The organism is Streptomyces sp. NPDC054834 (assembly GCF_053611185.1).
The window spans coordinates 81,630-107,031 of sequence record NZ_JBSGZV010000004.1; the positions used below are offsets into that span (position 1 = coordinate 81,630).

The 25,402-nt window shown below is 70.9% G+C and carries 29 protein-coding genes and 1 pseudogene; 26 read left to right on the plus strand and 4 right to left on the minus strand.

The genetic code is table 11. The annotated features are described in order from the left end of the window. Nucleotides 1-74 precede the first annotated feature (74 nt). The 11 genes and pseudogenes from ACWGJM_RS07615 to ACWGJM_RS07665 all read left to right on the plus strand — a co-directional run bounded on the left by ACWGJM_RS07615 (nucleotide 75) and on the right by ACWGJM_RS07665 (nucleotide 7,903). Nucleotides 75-1,175, plus strand: a complete 1,101-nt coding sequence (locus ACWGJM_RS07615; RefSeq protein WP_453410732.1) for a hypothetical protein — start codon at nucleotides 75-77, stop codon at nucleotides 1,173-1,175. A 102-nt stretch (nucleotides 1,176-1,277) separates the two neighbouring features. Then, entirely contained in the window at nucleotides 1,278-2,111 is an 834-nt protein-coding gene (map, locus tag ACWGJM_RS07620) for a type I methionyl aminopeptidase (protein WP_453410733.1), read from the plus strand. 213 nt (nucleotides 2,112-2,324) lie between these two features. Next, nucleotides 2,325-2,546 carry a translation initiation factor IF-1 gene (infA, locus tag ACWGJM_RS07625; protein ID WP_003948620.1) on the plus strand — a complete coding sequence of 74 codons (222 nt, stop codon included), beginning with the start codon at nucleotides 2,325-2,327 and terminating at the stop codon, nucleotides 2,544-2,546. A 60-nt stretch (nucleotides 2,547-2,606) separates the two neighbouring features. Beyond that, a complete protein-coding gene (gene rpmJ / locus ACWGJM_RS07630) occupies nucleotides 2,607-2,720 on the plus strand; it encodes a 50S ribosomal protein L36 (protein ID WP_003998809.1) in 114 nt (37 codons plus the stop codon). A gap of 190 nt (nucleotides 2,721-2,910) precedes the next feature. Continuing rightward, entirely contained in the window at nucleotides 2,911-3,291 is a 381-nt protein-coding gene (gene rpsM, locus ACWGJM_RS07635) for a 30S ribosomal protein S13 (RefSeq protein ID WP_004984507.1), read from the plus strand. A 65-nt stretch (nucleotides 3,292-3,356) separates the two neighbouring features. Then, nucleotides 3,357-3,761 (plus strand): 30S ribosomal protein S11, encoded by a 405-nt coding sequence (gene rpsK, locus ACWGJM_RS07640; protein ID WP_003956432.1) that lies wholly within the window; start codon nucleotides 3,357-3,359, stop codon nucleotides 3,759-3,761. Nucleotides 3,762-3,969: 208 nt separating this feature from the next. Further along, nucleotides 3,970-4,992 (plus strand): DNA-directed RNA polymerase subunit alpha, encoded by a 1,023-nt coding sequence (locus ACWGJM_RS07645; RefSeq protein WP_003966937.1) that lies wholly within the window; start codon nucleotides 3,970-3,972, stop codon nucleotides 4,990-4,992. A 207-nt stretch (nucleotides 4,993-5,199) separates the two neighbouring features. Beyond that, complete coding sequence (gene rplQ / locus ACWGJM_RS07650; RefSeq protein WP_453410734.1) at nucleotides 5,200-5,718, plus strand: 50S ribosomal protein L17; 519 nt, start codon at nucleotides 5,200-5,202, stop codon at nucleotides 5,716-5,718. Between the two features lie 73 nt (nucleotides 5,719-5,791). Continuing rightward, entirely contained in the window at nucleotides 5,792-6,655 is an 864-nt protein-coding gene (gene truA, locus ACWGJM_RS07655; protein WP_453410735.1) for a tRNA pseudouridine(38-40) synthase TruA, read from the plus strand. 10 nt (nucleotides 6,656-6,665) lie between these two features. Beyond that, a pseudogene (locus ACWGJM_RS07660) lies at nucleotides 6,666-7,148 on the plus strand (UDP binding domain-containing protein); the annotation flags it as partial. Then, nucleotides 7,145-7,903, plus strand: coding sequence for a polyprenol monophosphomannose synthase (locus ACWGJM_RS07665; protein ID WP_453410736.1), 759 nt, complete (start codon nucleotides 7,145-7,147; stop codon nucleotides 7,901-7,903). The pseudogene ACWGJM_RS07660 and the gene ACWGJM_RS07665, both read left to right, overlap by 4 nt. Before the next feature lie 12 nt (nucleotides 7,904-7,915). On the opposite strand, the gene ACWGJM_RS07670 is transcribed toward ACWGJM_RS07665, so the two are convergent. Continuing rightward, nucleotides 7,916-8,794, minus strand: coding sequence for a hypothetical protein (locus tag ACWGJM_RS07670; RefSeq protein WP_453410737.1), 879 nt, complete (start codon nucleotides 8,792-8,794; stop codon nucleotides 7,916-7,918). 484 nt (nucleotides 8,795-9,278) lie between these two features. On the opposite strand from ACWGJM_RS07670, the gene rplM reads away from it, so the two are divergent. From rplM to glmM, 3 genes are all read left to right on the plus strand, one after another. Continuing rightward, the gene (gene rplM / locus ACWGJM_RS07675; RefSeq protein WP_037680366.1) at nucleotides 9,279-9,722 is read left to right on the plus strand and encodes a 50S ribosomal protein L13; all 444 of its coding nucleotides are present in this window, start codon (nucleotides 9,279-9,281) and stop codon (nucleotides 9,720-9,722) included. A 42-nt stretch (nucleotides 9,723-9,764) separates the two neighbouring features. Then, nucleotides 9,765-10,277 carry a 30S ribosomal protein S9 gene (gene rpsI / locus ACWGJM_RS07680; protein ID WP_100827765.1) on the plus strand — a complete coding sequence of 171 codons (513 nt, stop codon included), beginning with the start codon at nucleotides 9,765-9,767 and terminating at the stop codon, nucleotides 10,275-10,277. A 172-nt stretch (nucleotides 10,278-10,449) separates the two neighbouring features. Further along, nucleotides 10,450-11,808, plus strand: a complete 1,359-nt coding sequence (gene glmM, locus ACWGJM_RS07685) for a phosphoglucosamine mutase (protein WP_453410738.1) — start codon at nucleotides 10,450-10,452, stop codon at nucleotides 11,806-11,808. On the opposite strand, the gene ACWGJM_RS07690 is transcribed toward glmM, so the two are convergent. Both ACWGJM_RS07690 and coaA read right to left on the minus strand, forming a co-directional pair. Further along, entirely contained in the window at nucleotides 11,805-12,746 is a 942-nt protein-coding gene (locus tag ACWGJM_RS07690; protein ID WP_453410739.1) for a DUF389 domain-containing protein, read from the minus strand. The genes glmM and ACWGJM_RS07690 overlap by 4 nt on opposite strands. Before the next feature lie 16 nt (nucleotides 12,747-12,762). After that, nucleotides 12,763-13,731 (minus strand): type I pantothenate kinase, encoded by a 969-nt coding sequence (gene coaA, locus ACWGJM_RS07695; protein ID WP_453410740.1) that lies wholly within the window; start codon nucleotides 13,729-13,731, stop codon nucleotides 12,763-12,765. Nucleotides 13,732-13,931: 200 nt separating this feature from the next. On the opposite strand from coaA, the gene glmS reads away from it, so the two are divergent. From glmS to ACWGJM_RS07735, 8 genes are all read left to right on the plus strand, one after another. Beyond that, complete coding sequence (gene glmS / locus ACWGJM_RS07700; protein WP_453410741.1) at nucleotides 13,932-15,779, plus strand: glutamine--fructose-6-phosphate transaminase (isomerizing); 1,848 nt, start codon at nucleotides 13,932-13,934, stop codon at nucleotides 15,777-15,779. 44 nt (nucleotides 15,780-15,823) lie between these two features. Continuing rightward, nucleotides 15,824-16,195, plus strand: coding sequence for a holo-ACP synthase (locus ACWGJM_RS07705; protein WP_453410742.1), 372 nt, complete (start codon nucleotides 15,824-15,826; stop codon nucleotides 16,193-16,195). A 54-nt stretch (nucleotides 16,196-16,249) separates the two neighbouring features. Beyond that, nucleotides 16,250-17,683: an NAD(P)H-hydrate dehydratase gene (locus ACWGJM_RS07710; RefSeq protein ID WP_453410743.1), complete on the plus strand. Its 1,434-nt coding sequence runs from the start codon at nucleotides 16,250-16,252 to the stop codon at nucleotides 17,681-17,683. A 99-nt stretch (nucleotides 17,684-17,782) separates the two neighbouring features. Then, on the plus strand, nucleotides 17,783-18,697 hold the full coding sequence (locus tag ACWGJM_RS07715; protein ID WP_453410744.1) for a L,D-transpeptidase family protein: 915 nt from the start codon (nucleotides 17,783-17,785) through the stop codon (nucleotides 18,695-18,697). A 59-nt stretch (nucleotides 18,698-18,756) separates the two neighbouring features. After that, entirely contained in the window at nucleotides 18,757-19,935 is a 1,179-nt protein-coding gene (alr, locus tag ACWGJM_RS07720) for an alanine racemase (RefSeq protein ID WP_453410745.1), read from the plus strand. 88 nt (nucleotides 19,936-20,023) lie between these two features. Further along, complete coding sequence (locus tag ACWGJM_RS07725) at nucleotides 20,024-21,295, plus strand: alpha/beta fold hydrolase (RefSeq protein ID WP_453410746.1); 1,272 nt, start codon at nucleotides 20,024-20,026, stop codon at nucleotides 21,293-21,295. Next, nucleotides 21,261-21,773: a tRNA (adenosine(37)-N6)-threonylcarbamoyltransferase complex ATPase subunit type 1 TsaE gene (gene tsaE / locus ACWGJM_RS07730; RefSeq protein ID WP_453410747.1), complete on the plus strand. Its 513-nt coding sequence runs from the start codon at nucleotides 21,261-21,263 to the stop codon at nucleotides 21,771-21,773. Before ACWGJM_RS07725 ends, tsaE begins: the two co-directional genes overlap by 35 nt. 131 nt (nucleotides 21,774-21,904) lie before the next feature. Beyond that, on the plus strand, nucleotides 21,905-22,075 hold the full coding sequence (locus ACWGJM_RS07735) for a hypothetical protein (RefSeq protein WP_453410748.1): 171 nt from the start codon (nucleotides 21,905-21,907) through the stop codon (nucleotides 22,073-22,075). Between the two features lie 39 nt (nucleotides 22,076-22,114). On the opposite strand, the gene ACWGJM_RS07740 is transcribed toward ACWGJM_RS07735, so the two are convergent. Then, the gene (locus ACWGJM_RS07740) at nucleotides 22,115-22,666 is read right to left on the minus strand and encodes a hypothetical protein (protein ID WP_453410749.1); all 552 of its coding nucleotides are present in this window, start codon (nucleotides 22,664-22,666) and stop codon (nucleotides 22,115-22,117) included. A 138-nt stretch (nucleotides 22,667-22,804) separates the two neighbouring features. On the opposite strand from ACWGJM_RS07740, the gene tsaB reads away from it, so the two are divergent. Genes tsaB through ACWGJM_RS07760 form a run of 4 tightly spaced genes read left to right on the plus strand, consistent with a single transcriptional unit; the run spans nucleotide 22,805 to nucleotide 25,332 of the window. Beyond that, entirely contained in the window at nucleotides 22,805-23,461 is a 657-nt protein-coding gene (gene tsaB, locus ACWGJM_RS07745; RefSeq protein ID WP_453410750.1) for a tRNA (adenosine(37)-N6)-threonylcarbamoyltransferase complex dimerization subunit type 1 TsaB, read from the plus strand. Beyond that, on the plus strand, nucleotides 23,458-23,997 hold the full coding sequence (gene rimI, locus ACWGJM_RS07750) for a ribosomal protein S18-alanine N-acetyltransferase (RefSeq protein WP_453410751.1): 540 nt from the start codon (nucleotides 23,458-23,460) through the stop codon (nucleotides 23,995-23,997). Before tsaB ends, rimI begins: the two co-directional genes overlap by 4 nt. Further along, complete coding sequence (tsaD, locus tag ACWGJM_RS07755; protein ID WP_453410752.1) at nucleotides 23,990-25,075, plus strand: tRNA (adenosine(37)-N6)-threonylcarbamoyltransferase complex transferase subunit TsaD; 1,086 nt, start codon at nucleotides 23,990-23,992, stop codon at nucleotides 25,073-25,075. The genes rimI and tsaD overlap by 8 nt, the downstream gene beginning before the upstream one ends. Beyond that, complete coding sequence (locus ACWGJM_RS07760) at nucleotides 25,072-25,332, plus strand: hypothetical protein (protein WP_453410753.1); 261 nt, start codon at nucleotides 25,072-25,074, stop codon at nucleotides 25,330-25,332. The genes tsaD and ACWGJM_RS07760 overlap by 4 nt, the downstream gene beginning before the upstream one ends. Nucleotides 25,333-25,402: the final 70 nt, after the last annotated feature.

Here is a 25,402-nt window from a genome sequence, read left to right on the forward strand (position 1 = left end):
CGGAGGCGCGACCGGCCGCGGACTCCGCCGAACGGCCACGATCGCGGCCGCGCCCTCGCAAGACTCGACGCCTCGTGGTGGCAGGCCTCGTCGCGGTGGTCGTCGCCGCGGGGATCGCGGTGCCGCTCGCCCTGCGCCGCGGTGATACGCATGGGGGGCCGGCGAAAGTGACCGACGTCAAGGGCGTGGCGGCGCACCCGGATCAGTCGCCGCCTCGAGAGCTGATCGCGGCGGGGAAGGCCGCCGTCTCGGCGTACTACACGGCGAAGCTCGTGAAGCAGCCGAACGGGAACGCGATCGGCACCTACGAGTGGTGGTTGCTCAACACGGCCACCGGGCGATACGAGAAGACCGACTGGGCCTGGCTGGCCGTCGCCCCCGGGATGCGGACCGCGGCGGTGCTCGAGCGCGATCTGCCCGCCGACCGGATAGGGCTGGTGAACCTGGCCACGGGCAAGGTGCAGCGCTGGATCAAGGTCGACAGGAGCGTCGGCAGTGTGCAGTTCTCACCGGACGGCAAACGCCTGCTGGCGACGGCGTACCGCCTCAACCCGGACGGTCTGTTCAAGGACGCGTCCTACCGGTTGAACGACAAGACCGTGCCGGGGCCGAAGCAGAGTCGCACCGGCTTCTATGTGATCGATGTCGCCTCCGGCAAGGCGGACTTCGCCGAGCGGCCGGCCGAGAAGAGCGGGCAGAGGATCCCCCTCGGCGGGCGTCAGGACTTCCACTGGAGCCGTGACGGGGAGCTGGTGTGGGCCCCCAGCAACAACAACAAGGCGGGCAGGATCTTCTACGACGCGAGCGGCAAGGAGACGCCGGCCCCGGATCAAGAGGCGCGCCAGTCCGGCCCGGGGGCGGTCCTGTCCCCCGACGGAAAGCTGGAGACCGGCGCCTTCGTGGGGGAAGGGGATAAGATCGTCTCCGAGGTGCGCGATGTGAAGACCGGCGAGCGGGCCGCGGTGGTTCCCGGCCAGGAGTTGCTCGCGTGGGCCGACAACAGTCACCTCATCGCCTGGCGGTGCGATCCCGAGCGCTGCGACCCCGGCTCGGGTGAGTTCCGCAACCAGCTGCTCCTGGTCGGTCTGGACGGCAGGACCACGCCGCTTTCCGGCTTCCGGTCGACGAAACTGCGCGACGAGAGCCGCTGGACGCCGCTGTTCACCCGGCGCTGACCGGGGCGGGCCGTGACCGGCGCACCACGTGTCGGCACGCAGCCGGGGGCCGTACTGTTGTGGTGTACAAGACCGGACTCCCGTGAGAGGGCAGAGCTGACAGTGGAGATCAAGAGCCCCGAGCAGATCGCGAAGATGCGTGCGGCGGGGCTGGTCGTCGCCGCGATCCACGCGGCCACCCGGGAGGCGGCGGTGCCGGGTGCCAGCACCAAGGACCTGGACGAGGTCGCCCGCAAGGTGCTCGCCGAGCACGGCGCGAAGTCGAACTTCCTGGGCTACGGCGGTTTCCCCGCCACCATCTGCACGTCCGTGAACGACGTCGTCGTGCACGGCATCCCCTCCGACGACGTCGTCCTCAAGGACGGCGACATCATCTCCATCGACTGCGGCGCGATCGTCGACGGCTGGCACGGTGACGCGGCCTACACCGCCTTCGTCGGCTCCGGTCACGCCCCGGAGCTGGTGGAGCTCTCCCGGGTCACGGAAGAGTCCATGTGGGCCGGCATCGCGGCGATGAAGCAGGGCAACCGCCTGGTCGACGTCTCCCGGGCGATCGAGACCTACATCCGCCGCCAGCCGAAGCCCGGCGGCGGCCGCTACGGGATCATCGAGGACTACGGCGGCCATGGCATCGGCACCGAGATGCACATGGACCCGCACCTGCTGAACTACGTCGACCGCCGCCGCGGCAAGGGCCCGAAGCTGGTCCCCGGCTTCTGCCTGGCCATCGAGCCCATGGTCTCCCTGGGCACCCCGAAGACCGAGGTCCTCTCCGACGACTGGACGGTCATCACCACTGACGGCACCTGGTCCTCCCACTGGGAACACTCCGTCGCCCTCACGGACCAGGGCCCCCTGGTCCTCACGGCCCCCGACGGAGGCAAGGCCAAGCTGGCCGAGCACGGCATCGCCACGGCCCCGGACCCGCTGGCCTGACAATGGCCGGCTTTCCTGAAGACCCGGGCTACGGCCCGGATCACCCCCGGCTCCCGTGCATACCGATCTTGAGCGCCGGGCAGGCTTCCCGATTCGTGTTTCCGGGTGCGCTGACGTAGACTGACTCGTCGGCTCTCGTGTACCCGCATGTCCGCATGCGCCCGCAAGGGAAGCAGGAGAGTCGATCAAGGTAGTCGATTCGAAGGGCGAAGCGTGGCCAAGAAGCAAGGTGCCATCGAGATCGAGGGCACTGTCGTCGAGTCTCTGCCGAACGCCATGTTCAAGGTCGAGCTCCAGAACGGCCACCAGGTCCTGGCACACATCAGCGGCAAGATGCGTATGCACTACATCCGTATCCTCCCTGACGACCGGGTCGTGGTGGAGTTGTCTCCGTACGACCTGACGCGTGGCCGGATCGTCTACCGCTACAAGTAGATCTTGCCCGAGCCCCGGGCCCGCCCGGAGCGATGGCACTGACCCGGAGAACCTCACCCAATGAAGGTCAAGCCGAGCGTCAAGAAGATCTGCGACAAGTGCAGGGTGATCCGCCGTCACGGCCGGGTCATGGTCATCTGCGAGAACCCGCGCCACAAGCAGCGCCAGGGCTGACGCAGGACCGATCCCTCTGCACCAGACGCAGAGATTCGCGCGACGCAAGCTGAATATGTTCATACGCAGGGCCCGAGTCGATCAAGGCTCGACACCCCCGGTCCGGAGGCCGGGGACCCAGTTCGTACCTGATACGGCGGCTGGGAGCCGGTCCTGCGGAAGACCTCCGAAGATCACCAGGAGCCATTGAATGGCACGCGTTTCCGGTGTTGACATCCCGCGCGAAAAGCGCGTGGAGATCGCCCTCACCTACGTGTTCGGCATCGGCCGGACTCTTTCGCAGCAGACGCTGGCAGCGACCGGCGTCGACCCGAACACCCGCGTTCGCGACCTCTCCGAGGAGCAGCTCGTCGCGATCCGCGAGTACGTCGACAACAACATCAAGACCGAGGGTGACCTCCGTCGCGAGATCCAGGCCGACATCCGCCGCAAGGTCGAGATCGGCACGTACCAGGGCCTGCGTCACCGCCGCGGTCTGCCCGTCCGCGGTCAGCGCACCAGCACCAACGCCCGCACCCGCAAGGGCCCGCGTCGCGCCATCGCCGGCAAGAAGAAGCCGGGCAAGAAGTAGTCCGCAGCGGACCTCTGTCCACGGTCTTCGCTGTAGGACCGACCACCTCCCGTAGGAGTTAAGAGATGCCCCCCAAGGGACGTCAGGGCGCTGCCAAGAAGGTGCGCCGCAAGGAAAAGAAGAACGTCGCTCACGGCCACGCGCACATCAAGAGCACGTTCAACAACACGATCGTCTCGATCACGGACCCGTCCGGCAACGTGATCTCCTGGGCCTCCGCCGGCCACGTCGGCTTCAAGGGCTCCCGGAAGTCCACGCCGTTCGCCGCGCAGATGGCCGCCGAGTCGGCTGCCCGCCGCGCCCAGGAGCACGGCATGCGCAAGGTCGACGTGTTCGTCAAGGGCCCGGGCTCCGGTCGTGAGACCGCGATCCGCTCCCTTCAGGCCACGGGCCTCGAGGTCGGCTCCATCCAGGACGTCACCCCGACCCCGCACAACGGCTGCCGTCCGCCGAAGCGCCGTCGCGTCTGACGTCTGCGCTTCAAGGGCTTGCTGCGCCTCCGGGGTTTTCGGCCGGGGGTGTGGGGGTTGTCCCCCACGTGTAACAGCCGGGCGGTACGGACACCGTAAAAGGGCCGTACCGCCCGTACCCTTGCAGTACCACCCGCACTTTTCACGGGTGCGGTTTCCGTCGGACGTCAAATAGCGGGCGTCCACGAAAAAAGGATCTGATCCACACATGCTGATCGCTCAGCGTCCCTCGTTGACCGAAGAGGTCGTCGACGAGTTCCGCTCCCGGTTCGTGATCGAGCCGCTGGAGCCGGGCTTCGGCTACACCCTCGGCAACTCGCTCCGCCGTACCCTCCTGTCGTCGATCCCCGGTGCCGCTGTCACCAGCATCCGCATCGACGGCGTCCTGCACGAGTTCACCACCGTGCCGGGCGTCAAGGAGGACGTCACCGACCTGATCCTCAACATCAAGCAGCTGGTCGTCTCCTCGGAGCACGACGAGCCGGTCGTGATGTACCTGCGCAAGCAGGGTCCGGGTCTGGTCACCGCCGCCGACATCGCGCCCCCGGCCGGTGTCGAGGTGCACAACCCCGACCTCGTCCTCGCCACGCTCAACGGCAAGGGCAAGCTGGAGATGGAGCTGACGGTCGAGCGTGGCCGCGGTTACGTCTCCGCCGTGCAGAACAAGCAGGTGGGCCAGGAGATCGGCCGTATCCCGGTCGACTCGATCTACTCGCCGGTTCTGAAGGTCACGTACAAGGTCGAGGCCACGCGTGTCGAGCAGCGCACCGACTTCGACAAGCTGATCGTCGACGTCGAGACCAAGCAGGCGATGCGTCCGCGTGACGCCATGGCCTCCGCCGGTAAGACGCTGGTCGAGCTGTTCGGTCTCGCCCGCGAGCTGAACATCGACGCCGAGGGCATCGACATGGGTCCGTCCCCGACGGACGCCGCGCTCGCTGCCGACCTGGCGCTGCCGATCGAGGAGCTGGAGCTCACCGTTCGGTCGTACAACTGCCTCAAGCGTGAGGGCATCCACTCCGTGGGTGAGCTCGTCGCCCGCTCCGAGGCCGACCTGCTGGACATCCGCAACTTCGGTGCGAAGTCCATCGACGAGGTCAAGGCGAAGCTGGCCGGCATGGGCCTGGCCCTGAAGGACAGCCCGCCCGGATTCGACCCGACCGCCGCGGCGGACGCGTTCGGCGCGGACGACGACGCGGACGCCGGGTTCGTGGAGACCGAGCAGTACTAAGAGCTCGGGCCTTCCGGTCCGTACTTGGGCGTGGGTGCGCTGTGCTTGATCGCGCCCACGCGACGGAGTCGCATATCGACACCGCCCCGCGCCCCTTCCGGAGGCGCCCCTTAGGGGGCTGCCTCCGGATCTCCGACAGGCGACCGCCTGCTCGGATACTGACCCCGGTACCTGATACGGCCGGGGCAGACACACAGGAGAAGAACAATGCCGAAGCCCACCAAGGGTGCCCGTCTGGGCGGCAGCGCCGCGCACGAGAAGCTGCTCCTCGCGAACCTCGCGAAGGCGCTCTTCGAGCACGGCCGTATCACCACCACCGAGGCAAAGGCTCGCCGCCTGCGCCCGTACGCCGAGCGTCTGGTCACCAAGGCGAAGAAGGGCGACCTTCACAACCGCCGTCAGGTGCTCCAGGTCATCACGGACAAGAGCATCGTCCACACGCTCTTCACCGAGATCGGCCCGCGCTACGAGAACCGTCCGGGTGGCTACACCCGCATCACCAAGATCGGTAACCGCCGTGGCGACAACGCGCCCATGGCTGTCATCGAGCTGGTCGAGGCGCTGACGGTGGCGCAGCAGGCGACCGGTGAGGCCGAGGCCGCCACCAAGCGTGCGGTCAAGGAAGCCGACGAGGCCAAGGCGCAGGAGGCCACCGAGGCTCCGGCCGAGGAGGTCGCCGCCGAGCCCGCCGCGGAAGCGGCTGGTGAAGGCGACAAGGACGCCTGAGGCACTGCCGAAGCGTTGAGCGGGTCCGTCCTTCGGGGCGGGCCCGCTTTCGCGTACCTGAAAGGATCTGTACGTGAGTGACGAAGTACCGCCCGGTTACGTCCGTGTCCGCCTCGACCTGTCCTACGACGGCTCGGACTTCCACGGCTGGGCCAAGCAGGCCGGGGGCCGGCGGACCGTGCAGGGGGAGATCGAGGACGCCCTCCGCACGGTCACGCGGTCCAGGGAGACGTACGAGCTGACCGTGGCCGGGCGGACGGACGCCGGGGTGCACGCGCGCGGGCAGGTCGCCCATGTCGATCTGCCGAGGGAGGTGTGGGTCGAGCACCACGGGAAACTGCTCAAGCGTCTCGCCGGGCGCCTGCCCAGGGACGTCCGGGTGTGGGCGCTCAGGGAGGCGCCCAGCGGCTTCAACGCGCGCTTCTCCGCGATCTGGCGCCGCTACGCCTACCGCGTCACCGACAACCCCGGCGGGGTCGACCCGCTGCTGCGGGGCCACGTGCTCTGGCACGACTGGCCGCTGGACGTCGACGCCATGAACGAGGCCGCCCGGCACCTCCTCGGCGAGCACGACTTCGCCGCGTACTGCAAGAAGCGCGAGGGTGCGACCACGATCCGTACGCTCCAGGAGCTGTGGCTGGAAAAGGGTGCCGACGGGATCATCACCGCGACCGTCCGTGCGGACGCCTTCTGCCACAACATGGTGCGCTCGCTCATCGGGGCGCTGCTGTTCGTGGGGGACGGGCACCGCACGCCGGACTGGCCGGGGAAGGTGCTCGCGGCCGGGGTGCGGGACTCGGCGGTGCATGTCGTACGGCCGCACGGGCTGTCCCTGGAGGAGGTCGGCTATCCCGCGGACGAGCTGCTGGCCGCGCGGAACAAGGAGGCGCGGAACAAGCGGTCGTTGCCTGGCACGGCAGGCTGCGAAACCTGTTAGTTACACCACATTGGCCTTCCTGCGCGAGGTCGACGCGATCAACATGCGGCGCCGCGACCGGGTGGTGGAGCTGGCCCGCGAACTGTGCGGGGGAGCCGTCCTGGGCGCCAGGGTCGCCGTGCTCGGCGCCGCCTTCAAGCCGGACTCCGACGGCATCCGCGACTCGCCCGCGCTGAACGTGGCCGCGCGGCTGCGCCTGGACGGCGCCGACGTGAACGTCTACGACGCCGCGGCCATGCACAACGCCCGCAAGGCCTTCCCGCTGCTCGGCTACGCCGTGTCGGCCGAGGACGCGTTGCGCGGGGCCGATATCGTCCTGCACCTGACCGAATGGCCGCAGTTCCGCGCGCTCGACCCCGAGGGGGCGGCCGCGCTGGTGAACCGGCCGAACATCGTGGACGGCCGAGGGGTACTCGACGCGGACCGCTGGACCGCGGCGGGCTGGCGGTTCCGGGCGCTGGGCAGACCGGCGCCGCGAGGGGAGAAGGCATGACGGGGCAGGGCAACGGCGTACCGATCACCGTGGTGATGCCGACGTACAACGAGGCGGCGAACGTGCCGCGGATGGCCGAGGCGGTGCTCGGGCTGCCGCTGGACGGGCTGCACCTGAAGATCGTCGACGACTCCAGTCCGGACGGCACCGGGCGGGTCGCCGAGGAGCTGGCGGAGAAGTACAACGCGGACGGGGCCGGGCGGCGCCGGATGAGCGTGCTGCACCGCACCGAGAAGGACGGGCTCGGGCGGGCCTACACCGCGGGCATGACCGCCGCGCTGGAGGAGGGCGCCGAGTACGTCGTCCAGATGGACGCCGACGGCAGCCACCCGGTGGAGGCCGTGCCGCGCATGCTGGAGGCGGCCGTGACCTCCGGGGCGGGCCTGGTCGTCGGCAGCCGGTACGTCGAGGGCGGCTCGCTGGACGAGGGCTGGGGCGCGCACCGCGTCCTGCTCTCCCGGTTCGCCAACCGCTACGCGCGCACCATCCTCGGCACCCCCATCCACGACATCACCGCCGGCTTCAACCTGTGGTCGGCCGACACCCTGCGTGACGTGGACCTGGCCTCGCTGGACAGCGCGGGCTACAGCTTCCAGGTCGAGCTGAAGTACAAGGCCGTACGGGCGGGCCACCGCGCCGTCGAGATCCCGATCCGCTTCGAGGAGCGCACGGAGGGGGTCTCGAAGATGACCCTGCGTACGCAGCTGGAGTCGGCGGTGGTGCCGATCAGACTGCGCCTGAAGCGACGGCCCTAGTTCACCGACCGGCTACTGGTTCGCCGCCGCGGAGGCCTGTGCCTCACCCCGGCGGCGGATCTGCCGGAAGGTGAACTCGGCCAGGTCGTCACCGGCGCTGAACACCTTGGTGTCCTTCGTGGTCACGTCCTTGCCGTTGGTGAAACCGGCGATCGTGAAGTAGGCGTAGCGGCCGTAGGAGTTGGTCGTCGAGCGGCAGACCGCGGAGTCGCAGAACGCCTTGACGCCCTTGCCCGACAGCGACTTCACGATGCTCTTCTTGTCGGCCTCGCCCTTGGCCTTGGTGGCCTTGGCCTCGGTGTCGAAGACGGCGACACCGACGGTCACCGCGACACCGTCCTTGGTGTAGCTCACCCGCAGCAGGCGGGTGCAGCCGTTGCCGGTGAGCACCTTGGGGAGGGTGCCGCCGGCGACCGAGGCGCAGTTCGTCGTGTCGGCCGTGGGGCCCTTCTTGTACACGGTCTCGCCCATGGTCAGCTGGGTGCCCGGGAAGAGCGTCTCCGCGCTGAGCGGGGCCGTGTCCTTCTTCGCGCTGGCTATGAAGTCCTTCGGGTCCAGCGGCGGCGGCGCGCTGGTGGGCTCGAAGGACGGCGCCGACGCGGAGCCGCTGGGCAGCGAGGCGCTCGCGGGCAGGTCGGAGGGCTGGCCCGAGGCGCTGTTGTCCTTGTTCGCCGATACGACGCTCATCGCGACGGCAGCGCCTATCGCCACCGTGGCGACGACGCCGCCGCCGATGAACAGCACCTTGCGCCGCTTGTGCCGCGCTTCCGAGGCATCGGCGAGCGCGGCCCAGTCCGGGGACCGGCCGTCACCGCCGTCGTTCCAAGGCTGCTGCGAGTTCGGTTTCCAGGGATCCCACTGGGACTGGGGTCCCCCCTGCCCATAGCTCATGGGGCGCATCTTAGACGGGGGGCGGGGGATGCTGGTGCGCCTCTACCAGGTGCGATAGGGGACCTTTCGCCGCAACCCCACCCACGACCGGCTCGACCACGGCCCCCTGTTTTCCCTGTTCCGCCGGCGTCCCGCCCGGGCCCGTATCACCCAGCCCGTCCGGCGTTCGAGGGCGAGGCCCGTTCAGGGCCGATGCGCGGAGGCGGCGGCCCCAGTGGCGAGGCGGCCTACACTGGACGTGAGAACCGGCGGAGCCCAGCGGCAGCGAGCCCGTTTTGACCGGGGCGCGGCGCCACGGGTATCCTGCCTGTTCGTTGTGTATTGGCTTGCTCATTCTCACGGGACGGGCCCTTACACCGGTCCACCGGGCCGATGACCAGCGACCCCACGTACGCGGTATGCGTCGCCGCCGTGCGGTACAGGCTGTCGTGATCGTTTCGGTGACCTGTTCAGGACCATTCACTCGAAGCGAAGGCTACGAACCGTGCGTACGTACAGCCCCAAGCCCGGCGATGTGACGCGCCAGTGGCACGTCATCGACGCTCAGGACGTCGTCCTGGGCCGTCTGGCCTCCACTGCGGCCTCCATCCTGCGTGGCAAGCACAAGCCGATCTACGCGCCCCACGTTGACACGGGTGACTTCGTCATCATCATCAACGCCGACAAGGTGCACCTGTCCGGCAACAAGCGGACCCAGAAGATGGCGTACCGCCACTCCGGCTACCCGGGTGGTCTGCGCTCCGTCCGTTACGACGAGCTGCTCGACAAGAACCCCGAGAAGGCCATCGAGAAGGCCGTCAAGGGCATGCTTCCCAAGAACACTCTGGGCCGTCAGATGCTCTCGAAGCTGAAGGTCTACAAGGGTGACCAGCACCCGCACGCTGCCCAGCAGCCGGTGCCGTTCGAGATCACCCAGGTCGCGCAGTAAGTCCGGCCACCCCCTAAGACTGAAGAGAATCTGAGGAGAATCGTGGCCGAGACCACTGCCGAGCAGCCGATCGAAGAGATCGACATCGAGAGCTACACCACCGAGTCCGAGGTCCCCGTCGAGGGCGAGTACACCTCCGAGTCCCTCGCGTCCCGCTTCGGCGAGCCCCAGCCGGCCGCCGGCCTGGGCCGCCGCAAGAACGCCATCGCCCGTGTCCGGATCGTCCCGGGCACCGGCAAGTGGAAGATCAACGGTCGCACCCTCGAGGACTACTTCCCGAACAAGGTGCACCAGCAGGAAGTCAACGAGCCCTTCAAGGTGCTCGAGCTCGAGGGCCGCTACGACGTCATCGCCCGCATCGCGGGTGGCGGTGTCTCCGGTCAGGCCGGTGCGCTCCGTCTCGGTGTCGCCCGCGCGCTGAACGAGGCCGACGTCGACAACAACCGCGGCCCGCTGAAGAAGGCCGGCTTCCTCAAGCGCGACGACCGTGCGGTCGAGCGCAAGAAGGCCGGTCTGAAGAAGGCCCGCAAGGCCCCGCAGTACAGCAAGCGCTAATCACAGCTGCCTGCTCGTACTCCGAACGCCCCGGCGGCACGCCACTGTGCCGTCGGGGCGTTCGTTTATCCGAGCCCAACGGCGTATAACGACACAAGACGCTCAAAGGCTAGTGTGATCCGATGTTCAGGCGGCGACCGCCATCGCAACTGACGCTTCCTCAGGAGGACAAGTGGGACGACTCTTCGGCACGGACGGCGTGCGCGGTGTCGCCAACGCGGATCTGACGGCCGAGATGGCGCTCGGGCTCTCCGTCGCAGCGGCGCACGTGCTGGCCGAGGCGGGCACCTTCGAGGGCCACAGGCCGAAGGCAGTGGTCGGACGGGACCCGCGCGCGTCCGGGGAGTTCCTGGAGGCCGCCGTGGTCGCGGGCCTCGCGAGCGCGGGCGTGGACGTCCTGCGCGTCGGTGTGCTGCCGACACCCGCGGTGGCGTTCCTCACCGGCGCGCTCGGCGCCGACCTCGGTGTCATGCTCTCCGCCAGCCACAACGCCATGCCCGACAACGGCGTCAAGTTCTTCGCCCGCGGCGGCCACAAGCTCGCCGACGAGCTGGAGGACCGGATCGAGGCCGTGTACGAGGCGCACCGCCACGGCGAACCCTGGGAGCGGCCGACGGGCGCCGGGGTCGGGCGCGTACGGTCGTACGACCAGGGCTTCGAGCAGTACGTCAGCCATCTGCTCGGCGTGCTCCCGAACCGCCTCGACGGACTGAAGATCGTCCTCGACGAGGCGCACGGCGCCGCCGCCGGTGTCTCGCCCGAGGCCTTCTCGCGGGCCGGTGCCGAGGTCATCACGATCGGCGCCGAGCCGGACGGCCTCAACATCAACGACGGCTGCGGCTCCACCCACCTGGACAAGCTGAAGGCCGCCGTGATCGAGCACGGCGCCGGCCTCGGCATCGCCCACGACGGCGACGCCGACCGCTGCCTCGCCGTGGACCACACCGGCGAGGAGGTGGACGGCGACCAGATCCTGGCCGTGCTCGCGCTGGCGATGCGGGAGCGTTCCGCACTGCGCTCCGACACCGTCGTCGCGACCGTGATGTCGAATCTGGGCTTCAAGCTGGCCATGGAGCGCGAGGGCATCCACCTCGTGCAGACCGCCGTCGGCGACCGGTACGTCCTGGAGGAGATGAAGCGGCACGACTTCGCCCTCGGCGGCGAGCAGTCCGGCCACGTCATCATCCTCGACCACGCCACCACCGGCGACGGCACGCTGACCGGCCTGCTGCTCGCCGCCCGCGTCGCCCAGACCGGCCGTACGCTCCGGGACCTCGCCTCGGTCATGGAGCGGCTGCCGCAGGTGCTGATCAACGTGCCCGACGTCGACAAGTCCCGGGTGAAGACCTCCGCCGACCTCGCCGCCGCGGTGACGGAAGCGGAGCGGGAGCTGGGCTCGACCGGCCGCGTGCTGCTGCGGCCGTCCGGCACGGAGCCGCTGGTGCGCGTGATGGTCGAGGCCGCCGACATCGACCAGGCACGCTCGGTCGCCGGCAGGCTCGCCGACGCGGTGAAATCGGCGCTGGGCTAGCCGAGTTCGGGGGCGCGCTCGCGCTGCCTGGCCCAGAACCACTTCTGGGCCAGCAGGGTGAGCGTGCCCGCCAGGACGATGCCCAGCAGGTTCAGCAGGAGCTGCTCGGTCGAGCCCCAGGCCTGGTGGTACTCGGTGAACGCGCAGGCCACGGCCGCGTTCGCGGCGGCCGGGACGGTGGTCACCGAGATCGCCACGCCCACCAGGGCCCCCGACTTCGACGAGGTCAGCGACAGGGTGCCGGCGGCGCCGGCGAGGACGGCCACGACGAACGAGAAGGCGTCCGGCCGGTAGATGAAGTTGGTGTTGGGCCGCTCGGCCTCCAGCTGCACCTTGGTGAACAGGCCGACGCCGTCCATGAAGTACGTGAAGCCGACGGTCACCAGCATCGCGAAGGCGAAGCCTGCCAGCAGCGCGGTCAGCGAGCGCACCGCCAGGCGCGGGGCACGCCGTACGAGGGCCGTGCAGATGCCCGCCAGCGGCCCGAACTCCGGTCCCACCGCCATCGCGCCCACGATCAGGATCGCGTTGTCGAGCACCACACCACAGGCCGCGATCATCGTGGCCAGGGTTATGAAGGCGACGTAGGTCACCGACAGCGTCGACTCCTCGTGCGTCGCGTCGGTCAGGTGCTCCCACAGCACCGCGTCCGCGCCCTCGCCGGGCGCCTCCGCCTCGGCCTTGTCGGCCCGCTCGGACAGCGACAGATCGATGTTCTCCACGGCGATGGAGCCGGTGCTGTCGATGCCCAGCCGCTGCAACCCGGTCAGCAGTTCGTCGCCCGCCTCCCGGGCCACGTCGCACATCACGATGTCCCCGGCCGGGTTGCGGGCGGCGCCGGGGATGACGGCGAGATGCGTGGTGCCGACCGTCTTCTCGATCAGGCGTACCACGTCGTCCGTCTTGCCGGCCGGTGTGATCAGGCGCAGGTGCAGCATGCCCGCAGGGTAGCGGTCAAAGCTTCCGCAGCCTCAGCCGTTGCACCTTGTGGTCCGGGCCCTTGCGGAGGATGAGGGCGGCGCGGCCCCGGGTGGGGGCGATGTTCTCCTCCAGGTTCGGCTTGTTGATGGTCCGCCACTGCCTCCGCGCGTAGTCGAGGGCCTCCTCCTCGGAGACCTGGGTGTACTTGCGGAAGTAGGAGGAGGGGTTCTGGAAGGCGGTCTGGCGCAGCTTCTTGAACCGGTTGAGGTACCAGCGCTCGATGTCCTCGCCGCTCGCGTCGACGTACACGCTGAAGTCGAAGTAGTCGGCCAGAGCGACCCGGGTGCGGCCGTCCTTGCCGGGCAGCGCGGGCTGGAGGACGTTGAGCCCCTCGACGATCAGGATGTCGGGCCGCCGGACGGTGAGCCGCTGGTCGGGCACGATGTCGTAGATGAGGTGGGAGTAGACGGGCGCCGTCACCTCGTCCTTGCCCGCCTTGATATCGGCGACGAAGCGGGTGAGCGCCCGGCGGTCGTACGACTCGGGGAAGCCCTTGCGCGACATCAGGCCGCGGGCCCGGAGCTCCCTGGTGGGCAGCAGGAACCCGTCCGTCGTCACCAGTTCGACGCGCGGATGCTCGGGCCAGCGGGACAGCAGCGCCTGGAGCAGGCGGGCGACGGTCGACTTCCCGACGGCGACCGAACCCGCCACGCCTATGACGAAGGGTGTGCCCGACTGGGAACCCTGCTCGCCGAGGAACGTGTTCAGCGCCCCCCTCAATCCGTCCGTGGCGCCGACGTAGAGGTTGAGGAGCCGGGACAGCGGGAGGTAGATGTCGCGCACCTCGTCGAGGTCGATGACGTCGCCGAGACCGCGCAGCTTCTCGACCTCCTCGGCGGTGAGCGGCAGCGGCGTCTTGTCGCGCAGCGCGCTCCACTCGGCGCGAGTGAGATCGACGTAGGGAGTCGCCTCCGGCCTGTGCCGGTGGGCGCTCCGGGGCATCGAGGAGACCGGAGAGATCACATTCCATTGTTAACGGAGTTTGAACGGCGTGGCGGGTGGGGTCGGTCACGCCCAGCCGCGGCTCTAGTGCGGCACATGGCTGCAATCGATCCTGCGAGGGTGGTAAGTGCCCTGAGAATTTCCGATTTCGGGCACGCGGAGACAGTTTTGGACCGGCTTCGGGTCGTAGGCTGCGGCGCATGTGCGGAATCGTGGGATACGTGGGGTCGCAGTCGGCGCTCGAGGTCGTGATGGCCGGGCTGAAGCGGCTGGAGTACCGGGGTTACGACTCGGCGGGCGTCGCCGTGCTGGCGGACGGCGGCCTGGCCGCCGCGAAGAAGTCCGGGAAACTGGTCAATCTGGAGAAGGAACTGGTCGACCGGCCGCTCCCGACCGGGTCGACGGGCATCGGCCACACCCGCTGGGCCACACACGGCGGCCCGACGGACGCCAACGCGCACCCCCACCTGGACAACGCGGGCCGGGTCGCCGTCGTCCACAACGGGATCATCGAGAACTTCGCGGCGCTGCGCGCGGAACTCGCGGAGCGGGGCCATGACCTCTCCTCGGAGACGGACACGGAGGTCGTCGCCCATCTGCTCGCCGAGGAGTTCTCCTCCAGCGCCGACCTCGCGGAGGCCATGCGGCTGGTGTGCCGCCGTCTGGAGGGGGCGTTCACGCTGGTCGCGGTGCACGCGGACGAACCGGATGTGGTCGTGGGCGCGCGGCGGAACTCCCCGCTGGTGGTGGGCGTTGGAGAGGGTGAGGCCTTTCTCGCCTCGGACGTCGCCGCGTTCATCGCCCACACGCGGTCGGCGATCGAGCTGGGTCAGGACCAGGTGGTGGAGCTGCGCCGCGACGGCGTGACGGTGACCGGTTTCGACGGCCGTCCCGCGGACGTCCGCTCGTACCACATCGACTGGGACGCTTCGGCCGCGGAAAAGGGGGGTTATGACTACTTCATGCTCAAGGAGATCGCCGAGCAGCCCAAGGCGGTCGCCGATACGCTCCTGGGCCGCATCGACGCGGCCGGCTCACTGACCCTGGACGAGGTCCGGATCAGCGCCTCGGAGCTGCGCGAGGTGGACAAGGTCGTCATCGTCGCCTGCGGTACTGCCTTCCACGCCGGCCTGATCGCCAAGTACGCCATCGAGCACTGGACGCGCATCCCGTGCGAGGTGGAGCTGGCCAGCGAGTTCCGCTACCGGGACCCGATCCTGGACGCGCAGACCCTGGTGATCGCCATCTCCCAGTCCGGCGAGACCATGGACACGCTGATGGCCCTCCGCCACGCCCGCGAACAGGGTTCCAAGGTGCTGGCCATCTGCAACACCAACGGCTCGACGATCCCCCGGGAGTCGGACGCGGTGCTCTACACGCACGCCGGCCCGGAGATCGCGGTGGCGTCGACGAAGGCGTTCCTCACCCAGCTGGTGGCGTGCTACCTGGTCGCGCTGTACCTGGGCCAGGTCCGGGGCACCAAGTGGGGCGACGAGATCGGGGCCGTCATCCGCGACCTGTCGCAGATCTCCGCCGAGGTCGAGCGGGTGCTGGAGACCATGGAGCCGGTACGGTCGCTCGCGCGCTCCCTGGCCGGGAAGAACACGGTGCTGTTCCTCGGGCGGCACGTGGGCTATCCGGTCGCCCTCGAAGGCGCCCTGAAACTCAAGGAGCTCGCCTACATGCACGCCGAGGGCTTCGCGGCGGGCGAGCTCAAGCACGGCCCGATCGCGCTCATCGAGGACGATCTGCCGGTGGTCGTGGTGGTGCCCTCCCCGCGCGGCCGTTCCGTCCTCCACGACAAGATCGTCTCCAACATCCAGGAGATCCGGGCCAGGGGCGCGCGCACGATCGTGATCGCGGAAGAGGACGACGAGGCGGTGGCCCCGTACGCGGACCACCTGATCCGCATCCCGGCGACCCCGACGCTGCTCCAGCCCCTGGTGGCGACGGTCCCGCTCCAGGTCTTCGCCTGCGAGCTCGCCACCGCCCGGGGGAACGAGGTGGACCAGCCCCGCAACCTCGCGAAGTCGGTGACGGTGGAGTAGGTTCCGCGCCCCGTGGACCTGCCCGTCGCCATAGGCTGCCCGCCATGACCATCATCGGTGTCGGTATCGACGTGGCCGAGATCGACCGGTTCCGGGTGTCGTTGGACCGTACGCCCGGGCTGGCCGACCGGCTCTTCATCGCGAGCGAGTTGCTGTTGCCCAGCGGGGAGCGCCGGGGCATCGCCTCGCTCGCCGCGCGTTTCGCCGCGAAGGAGGCGCTCGCCAAGGCCCTCGGCGCGCCGCCGGGGCTGCACTGGACGGACGCGGAGGTGTACGTCGAGGACAGTGGTCAGCCGCGGCTGAGAGTGAAGGGCACGGTGGCGGCCAGGGCGGCCGAACTCGGGGTGCGGTCCTGGCATGTGTCGCTCAGTCACGATGCGGGAGTCGCGTCGGCGGTGGTGGTCGCGGAGGGGTGAGCGGATCCGGGCTCGGGGTGCAGGCGCGGCCGGATCCGGGGCAGACTCGATCGCATGCGTACCGCGTACAGCGTAGAGACGGTAAGGACAGCCGAGCGTGAGCTCATGGCACGGCTCCCCGACGGCGCCCTCATGCAGCGGGCCGCCGCCGGACTGGCCGCCGCCTGTGCGGACTTGCTGGGGCGGGTGTACGGGCGCCGGGTCGTGCTCCTCGTCGGCAGCGGCGACAACGGCGGGGACGCCCTGTACGCCGGCGCCCGGCTCGCCCGGCGCGGCGCCGGGGTCGCGGCCGTTCTGCTGAGCCCGGACCGCACCCACCCGGGTGGCCTCGCGGCACTGCGCCGCGCGGGCGGCACCGTCGCCGGCCCCGGCGGCTCCGCCGAGGACCTCGTCGCCCGGGCCGACCTCGTCGTCGACGGCATCGTCGGGATCGGCGGGAAGGGCGGCCTGCGCCCCGACGCCGAGGCGCTCGCGGAGGCCGCCCGCGTCTCCCGTGCCGCCGTCGTCGCCGTGGACCTGCCGAGCGGGGTCGAAGCGGACACCGGCGAGGTGCGCGGGGCCGCGATCCGCGCCGACCTGACGGTGACCTTCGGGACGCACAAGCCGGGCCTGCTGATCGACCCCGCCCGTGAGTACGCCGGGACCGTCCGCCTCGTCGACATCGGGCTGGAGCTGCCCCCCGAGGCCGAACTCGAGGCCCTTCAGCACGCCGACGTGGCCCGCCTGCTGCCCCGGCCCGCCGCCGAGAGCGACAAGTACCGGCGGGGTGTCGTCGGCATCGCGGCCGGGTCGGCGCGGTATCCGGGCGCGGCCGTCCTCGCGGTGTCGGGTGCCCTGCGCGGCGGGGCGGGCGCCGTGCGCTACGTCGGGCCCGCCGGGGACACCGTGATCGCTCGCTTCCCCGAGACCCTCGTCTCCGACCAGGGGCCGCACAAGGCGGGGCGGGTGCAGGCGTGGGTGGTCGGGCCCGGCGCCGGGGACGACGCCGTCACCGTCGCCGAGGTGGTGGAGACGGACGTGCCGGTGCTCATCGACGCGGACGGGCTGCGCCTCGCGGACCGGGACGCCGTACGGGCCCGCACCGCGCCGACGCTGATGACCCCGCACGCCGGTGAGGCCGCCGCGCTGCTCGGTGTGGCCCGCGAGGAGGTCGAAGGGGCACGGCTGGAGTCCGTGCGGAAGCTGGCGCTGCTGTACGGGGCGACCGTGCTGCTGAAGGGGTCGACCACGCTGGTCGCGGACGCCGGGGGCGGGGCCGTACGGGTGAACGCCACGGGCACGCCCTGGCTGGCCACGGCCGGGAGCGGGGACGTCCTGTCGGGGCTGGCCGGGTCGCTGCTGGCGTCGGGGCTGTCGGCGCTGGACGCGGGGAGCGCGGCGGCGTACCTGCACGGCCTCGCCGGCCGGTACGCGGCGGACGGGGCGCCGGCGGGGGCGCATGACGTGGCGGCGGCCATTCCGGAGGCCTGGCGGGACGTACGCGACTGACGTACGGGCCGGCGTCTCCCGGCGGGCGGCGTCCACCCCTCGGGTGACCTGCCCGCGCGGCTGCCGGGATTCGGGGGAGCGGGCCGCTTGGCTGATCGTGTGAAATATGGACATATTGCTTACCAGGTCACCGCCTACCGGGTCATCGCCGTGCTCCTGGCCGCCGCCACCGTCCTCCCGACGGCCGGGACCACCCGGGCCGCCACCCCGGCGTCCCCGCCGCCCGCCGCGGGCGCCATGACCGAACTGGTGCCCGGGGTCCCCCCGGGCCCGCAGCAGCCCTGGCAGTTCGACACCCCCGACCAGATGCTGCCGCCGAAGGTGTACACGCCGAGCCCCGAGGAGGACGCCGTCGAGCCGCGGGACGCGGCGCCGGGGACGTACGACCTCATCGAGTACGTGCCGCTCGGTGACGCCGTCGCCAAGGTGGCGTGCAGCAAGCAGACCGGCCCCTACCAGCGGCAGGTCGAGCGGTGGCTGAAGCGGAAGGTGGACGGGAAGCAGTCCGGGGCGGACTGCAAGGCCATCCGGAACTTCCAGAAGAAGCACAAGATCAAGCCCGCGATCGGCTTCGCCGGACCCGTCACCTGGGCGCAGATGATGCTCATCTCGGCGAAGAAGAACCCCAACGCGGCCAAGAAGTGCCCGGTTCGGACCTACCGGGTCGCCTGCGTGGACCTGGGCCGGCAGGTCACCTGGGTGCAGAAGGGCAAGAAGGTGGTGTTCGGGCCGGTGCCGATGCGCAGCGGCCGCAAGGGGTACGCCACCCGGGCCGGGTGGCACACCGTGTACTGGCGGCACAAGAACCACTGGTCGACCCTTTACAACCAACCCATGCCGTACGCCCAGTTCTTCGACGGCGGCCAGGCCTTCCACGCCGTCTACGGCAGCATCTACACCACCGTCGGCTCCTGGGGCTGCGTGAACCTCAAGCTGGCCGACGCGCGCAGGCTGTGGGGCGTGTTGAAGAAGGGCGACCGGGTATTCGTGTGGGGCCGCAGGCCCGGCTCCTAGACCGTGCGAGGGGCCTGCGCCCGGAGGTTGCCGGGGGCCTCTGAGACACTGGGGGCGCGATGACTGAAAGACCACCTGTGCCGACCGCGCCCCTGCGCGCCCGCGCCGAGATCGACCTGGCCGCCCTGCGGGCCAACGTACGGGCTTTGCGTGCCCGCGCGCCCAAGTCGGCCCTGATGGCCGTGGTGAAGTCCGACGCGTACGGCCACGGGGCGGTGCCCTGTGCCCGCGCGGCCGTCGAGGCGGGCGCGAGCTGGCTCGGCACCGCCACACCCGAGGAGGCGCTCGCGCTGCGCGCGGCCGGGCTGCCGGGGCCGGTCCTGTGCTGGCTGTGGACCCCGGGCGGGCCGTGGCGGGAGGCGATCGAGGCCGGCATCGACGTGTCCGTCAGCGGTATGTGGGCGCTGCGGGAGGCCGTCGAGGCGGCCAGGCAGGCAGGCCGGCCCGCGCGCGTGCAGCTCAAGGCCGACACCGGGCTCGGCCGCAACGGCTGCCAGCCGGGACCGGACTGGGCCGAACTCGTCGCCGAGGCCCTGCACGCCGAGCGCGAGGGGCTGGTCCGGATCACCGGGCTGTGGTCGCACTTCGCCTCCGCCGACGAGCCCGGGCATCCCTCGATCGACGCCCAGCTCCTCCGCTTCCGGGAGATGCTGGCGTACGCGGAGGGGCGGGGCGTGCGCCCCGAGGTGCGGCACATCGCCAACTCCCCGGCCACGCTCACCCTGCCGGAGACCCACTTCGACCTCGTGCGGACCGGCATCGCCCTGTACGGGATCTCGCCGAGCCTGGAGATCGGCACCCCGGCGGACTTCGGGCTGCGTCCCGTGATGACGCTGTCGGCGTCGCTGGCGCTGGTGAAGCACGTACCGGGCGGGCACGGCGTCAGCTACGGGCACCACTACATCACCCCGGGCGAGACGACCCTCGGCCTGGTGCCGGTCGGCTACGCGGACGGCATCCCCCGGCACGCCTCCGGCAGCGGCCCTGTCCTGGTCGGCGGCAAGTGGCGTACGGTCGCCGGGCGGGTCGCGATGGACCAGTTCGTGGTCGACCTCGGGGGAGACGAACCCGAGGCGGGAGCGCAGGCCGTGCTGTTCGGGCCCGGCGACCGGGGCGAGCCCACGGCCGAGGACTGGGCGCAGGCGTCCGGCACGATCGCGTACGAAATCGTCACGCGCATCGGAACGCGTGTTCCTCGCGTCTATGTGAACGGGGAACCGGACCGGCAGGACGGGTAACCCGCGCGGAGGGAACTCGCCGTGGCATGGCCCCGGTGAGACCCGTGACACCTGTGACGGCAGCAGCAGTCGTGATGAGGAGCGGTACGTGAGCGAGAGCAGTGCGGAGGTCGTGGCGGACGTGGCGGACGTCGCCGCCGCGGCCGTCGTCGCCTCCGCCGCGGGGGCGGCCGGAAGCTGGCGCAGGGCGACCGGCTTCGCCGGTGCCGCGATAGGTGTGCTCGCCGCGGGCGCGGCGGCCGGTGTCGCCATCGAACGGATGACCGTCGGCCGGGGGATGCGCAGGAAGGCCCGGCTGGCGCTGGACTCGACGGGTCCGTTCGGGGCGCTGCGCGGCACCCCGGGCAAGGCGCACGCCGACGACGGTACCGAGTTGTACTACGAGGTCGACGACGTCGAGCCCGACGCCGGCGGCCCGAACCTCTCCCCGCGCCGGCGCCGTCTCTTCGGCCGCAAGGCGCCCGCCCCGGTCACCGTGGTCTTCAGCCACGGCTACTGCCTCAGCCAGGACTCCTGGCACTTCCAGCGCGCCGCCCTGCGCGGCGTCGTACGCACCGTGCACTGGGACCAGCGCAGCCACGGCCGCTCGGCGCGGGGCGTGGGCCAGGTCCAGGACGGGGTGCCGCTCACCATCGACCAGCTCGGGCGCGACCTCAAGGCCGTCATCGACGCGGCCGTGCCCGAGGGCCCGATCGTGCTGGTCGGGCACTCCATGGGCGGGATGACGGTGATGGCGCTGGCCGCGCTGTACCCGGAGCTGATCCGGGACCGGGTGGTCGCCACCGCCTTCGTCGGTACGTCGTCCGGACGGCTCGGCGAGGTCAACTTCGGGCTGCCCGTCGCCGGCGTCAACGCGGTGCGCCGGGTGCTCCCCGGGGTGCTGAAGGCGCTCGGGCAGCAGGCGGCGCTGGTGGAGAAGGGGCGGCGGGCCACCGCCGACCTGTTCGCCGGGATCATCAAGCGGTACTCGTTCGCCGGACGGGACGTCGACCCGGCGATCGCCCGGTTCGCTGAACGCATGATCGAGTCCACGCCGATCGACGTGGTCGCCGAGTTCTATCCGGCGTTCACCGACCACGACAAGACCGAGGCGCTCGCCTGCTTCACCGACATGCCGGTGCTCGTGCTGGCCGGGGTCCAGGACCTCGTCACGCCCAGCGAGCACAGCGAGGCCATCGCCGACCTGCTGCCCGAGGCCGAACTGGTCCTCGTGCCGGATGCCGGGCACCTGGTCATGCTGGAGCACCCGGAAGTGGTCACCGACCGCCTCGCCGACCTCCTCACCCGCGCGGGTGCCGTGCCCGCAGGGGCTACGGTAAGTGGCTATGGAAGCACCAGCAGCACCGCACAACCCCGCTGAGACCCAGCTGACCGTCAACTCCCCGGAGCAGATGCGGGAACTGGGCCGCCGCCTGGCCAAGCTGCTGCGCGCGGGCGATCTGGTGATGCTCACCGGTGAGCTCGGCGCGGGCAAGACGACGCTCACCCGCGGGCTGGGCGAGGGGCTCGGCGTGCGCGGCGCGGTCACCTCGCCGACCTTCGTGATCGCCCGTGTCCATCCGTCGCTGGGCGACGGTCCGCCGCTCGTCCACGCCGACGCCTACCGGCTGTCCGGCGGCCTGGACGAGATGGAGGACCTCGACCTGGACGTCTCACTGCCCGACTCGGTGATCGTCGTGGAGTGGGGCGAGGGCAAGGTCGAGGAGCTGACCGAGGACCGGTTGCAGATCGTCATCCACCGCGCTGTCGGAGACACCACCGACGAGGTACGGCATGTGACCCTCACCGGTCTGGGGGCGCGGTGGGCGTCCGTGGACCTGGAGGCACTGGCGGCCTGAGACCGCCCGACACTTTCCGACAAGCTGTCGGCAACATGTTGCGCCGGGCCTGGCAGCCGTGATGACATGGTATCCAGCCCGTAGTTAGGTCTGCCTAACTACGCCCGCCCCCGCACCTCAGGAGGCGTCCCATGCCCGCTTCTCAGCCCACGGCGCCGCGGCGGCCGCCCGTGTTGTCCGCCGGGGTGTCCATGCGCGACCTGCTGGCCTCCTGCGCGGCTGCCAAGGCGATCTCGAACCCCCCGCAGGCCCCCGAGCCGGACCGGCAGGAGCCGGCGGAGCGGCACCGCGACGCGGCATAGGGCCATCGGGCTGGGGCCATCGGGCCCGGTCCCCGCGCCCTACCTGACCACGACGACCGGTACCCCGATCGTCGCGAACATCCACATCGCCTGTCCGTCCGCCCGGGTCTCCCTGATGCCGCCGGTCCGCACGGTCGGGTCCGGTGCCGGGGTCAGGTCCGGGTTCACGGCGGCGCTGAAGCCGATGGCGACGTCGTCCACGCTGGTGAAGCGCACGACGTGCTCGACGGGAACGCCGTCGGTGCCGGTGACCGCGTGCGAGCGGGACGTCACCACGTACGCGCCCGGGAACGGATCCACCCGGCCGGGCTTCACCCTGAAGGTGCGCAGTACCCGGTTGCGCTCGCCGACCAGCCACACCCGGTCGTCGTCCACCGAGTACACGACCCGTTCACCCGATCCGGAGACGGCGGGCAGCGCGGTGGGGTTCCTTCTGTCCCTGGGTGCCTTGACCACGGGTGACGCGCTCGCCCGGGGCTTGTCGCCGAGGCCGGCCGGGACCGTGGCGGAGGCCTGGTAGGCGAGGAAGCCGACCGTACCGACGGCCGCCGCGGTGAGGCCGGCCACGATTCCCGCGCTGGTCCCTGCCACGTACGTCCACCTCTGTCTCGCTTCGCCGTATCACATCATTTGTCGTACTTCGTACAGAACTTTATGCAGACGGTAGCAGTCGGTGACCACCTGGCCGGGACGGCCGCCGCGTACGCGCTGGAGCCGTAGGCTGTTCGCGTGCTCTTGCTCGCTCTGGATACCGCCACCCCCGCCGTCACCGTCGCGCTGCACGACGGCACGGACGTCATCGCCTCCTCGAGCCAGGTGGACGCGCGCCGGCACGGCGAGCTGCTGCTGCCGGCCGTCGACCGCGTGCTCGCCGAGGCCGGGCTGAAGCTCGACGCCGTCACCGGGATCGTCGTAGGCATCGGGCCCGGCCCCTACACCGGGCTGCGCGTCGGCCTGATGACCGCCGACACGTTCGGGCTCGCGCTCGGCGTGCCCGTGCACGGCCTGTGCACGCTCGACGCCCTCGCCTATGCGGCCGACATCGAGAAGGGCCCCTTCGTCGTGGCGACCGACGCCCGCCGCAAGGAGGTCTACTGGGCGAAGTACGCCGACTCCCGCACCCGGCTGACCGACCCCGCCGTCGACCGGCCCGCCGACATCGCCGAGCGGGTGGCGGGGCTCCCGGCCGTCGGCGCGGGCGCCCTGCTCTACCCCGACGCCTTCCCGCAGGTGCACGCGCCCGAGCACGTCTCCGCCGCCGCCCTCGCCTCGCTGGCCGCCGGGAAGCTGGCCGCGGGCGAGGAACTCCAGGCTCCCCGGCCGCTGTATCTGCGCCGCCCCGACGCCCAGGTCCCCAAGAACTACAAGGTGGTCACCCCCAAGTGACCGAACCCGCAACCCCCCGACTGCGCGAGATGCGCTGGTGGGACATCGACCCCGTGCTGGAGCTGGAGAAGGACCTCTTCCCCGAGGACGCCTGGTCGCGGGGCATGTTCTGGTCCGAGCTGGCCCACTCCCGGGGCTCCGAGGCGACCCGGCGGTACGTCGTGGCCGAGACGGGCGGCCGGATCGTCGGCTACGCCGGCCTGGCCGCGCAGGGCGAGTTGGCCGACATCCAGACCATCGCCGTCGCCCGCGACCTCCAGGGCACCGGCCTGGGCGGCGTGCTGCTGGCCGAACTGCTGCGGGCCGCGTCCGCCTTCGAGTGCTCCGAAGTGATGCTGGAGTGCCGCGTGGACAACGTCCGCGCGCAGAAGCTGTACGAGCGCTTCGGCTTCACGCCCATCGGCTTCAGGCGCGGCTACTACCAGCCGGGGAACGTGGACGCCCTGGTGATGCGCCTCACCACGGAACCCGACGGCGGCTCCGCCACCGGTTCCACCCCCGAACAAGGAACAGAGAGCACAGAGAGCAATGGCTGACGAACCCTTGGTCCTGGGGATCGAGACCTCCTGCGACGAGACCGGCGTCGGCATCGTCCGCGGCACCACCCTGCTGGCGGATGCCGTCGCCTCCAGCGTCGACGAGCACGCCCGCTTCGGCGGGGTGGTGCCCGAGGTCGCCTCGAGGGCCCACCTGGAGGCGATGGTGCCCACCATCGACCGCGCGCTGAAGGAGGCCGGTGTCTCCGCCAGGGATCTGGACGGCATCGCGGTGACGGCGGGCCCGGGGCTCGCGGGCGCCCTGCTGGTCGGCGTCTCGGCGGCGAAGGCGTACGCCTACGCCCTCGGCAAGCCCCTGTACGGCGTGAACCACCTCGCCTCCCACATCTGCGTCGACCAGCTGGAGCACGGCCCGCTCCCGGAGCCGACGATGGCGCTGCTGGTGTCCGGCGGCCACTCCTCCCTGCTGCTGTCCTCGGACATCACCTCGGACGTGCGCCCGATGGGCTCGACCATCGACGACGCGGCGGGCGAGGCCTTCGACAAGATCGCCCGCGTGCTGAACCTGGGCTTCCCCGGCGGCCCGGTCATCGACCGCTACGCCAAGGAGGGCGACCCGGAGGCCATCGCCTTCCCGCGCGGCCTGACCGGCCCGCGGGACCCGGCGTACGACTTCTCGTTCTCCGGCCTCAAGACGGCCGTGGCCCGCTGGATCGAGGCCAGGCGGGCGGCGGGCGAGGAGGTCCCGGTCCGTGACGTGTCCGCCTCCTTCCAGGAGGCCGTGGTGGACGTGCTGACCCGCAAGGCCGTGCGCGCCTGCAAGGACGAGGGCGTCGACCACCTGATGATCGGCGGCGGCGTGGCCGCCAACTCCCGTCTGCGCGCCCTCGCCCAGGAGCGCTGCGAGGCCGCCGGCATCCGGCTGCGCGTCCCGCGGCCCAAGCTGTGCACGGACAACGGCGCCATGGTGGCCGCCCTCGGCGCCGAGATGGTCGCCCGGAACCGGGCCGCCTCCAGCTGGGACCTGTCGGCGGACTCCTCCCTGCCGGTGACCGACCCGCACGTCCCCGGCCACGACCACGTCCACGAGGTCAGCAAGGAGAACCTGCACTCGTGACGGTCGCCCTGATGTGGGAGGCCCGCGCGGTGGCGGGGCGCGGTGAAGCACTGCTGGCCTGGACCCGGGCGCAGAAGCTCGCCCGGGAGCCGCTGCGCCGGGAGACCCTGCGCGCTCCGCAGGACCGTGTCCTCGTCATCACCTGGTGGGACGCGGAGTACGACGCCGAGCTGCCCGAACTGCCCGAGCCGGACGGGGAGTTGGCCGCCCGGGCCGTGCACCGCTGGCGGTTCGAGTCGGTCGGTGCCGGCCAGTGACCCGAGTTCTTCGCGCGGACCGGGACGCGGACCTCGCGGGCCGCACCGGTGAGCCGGGGCGGCGGGCCGG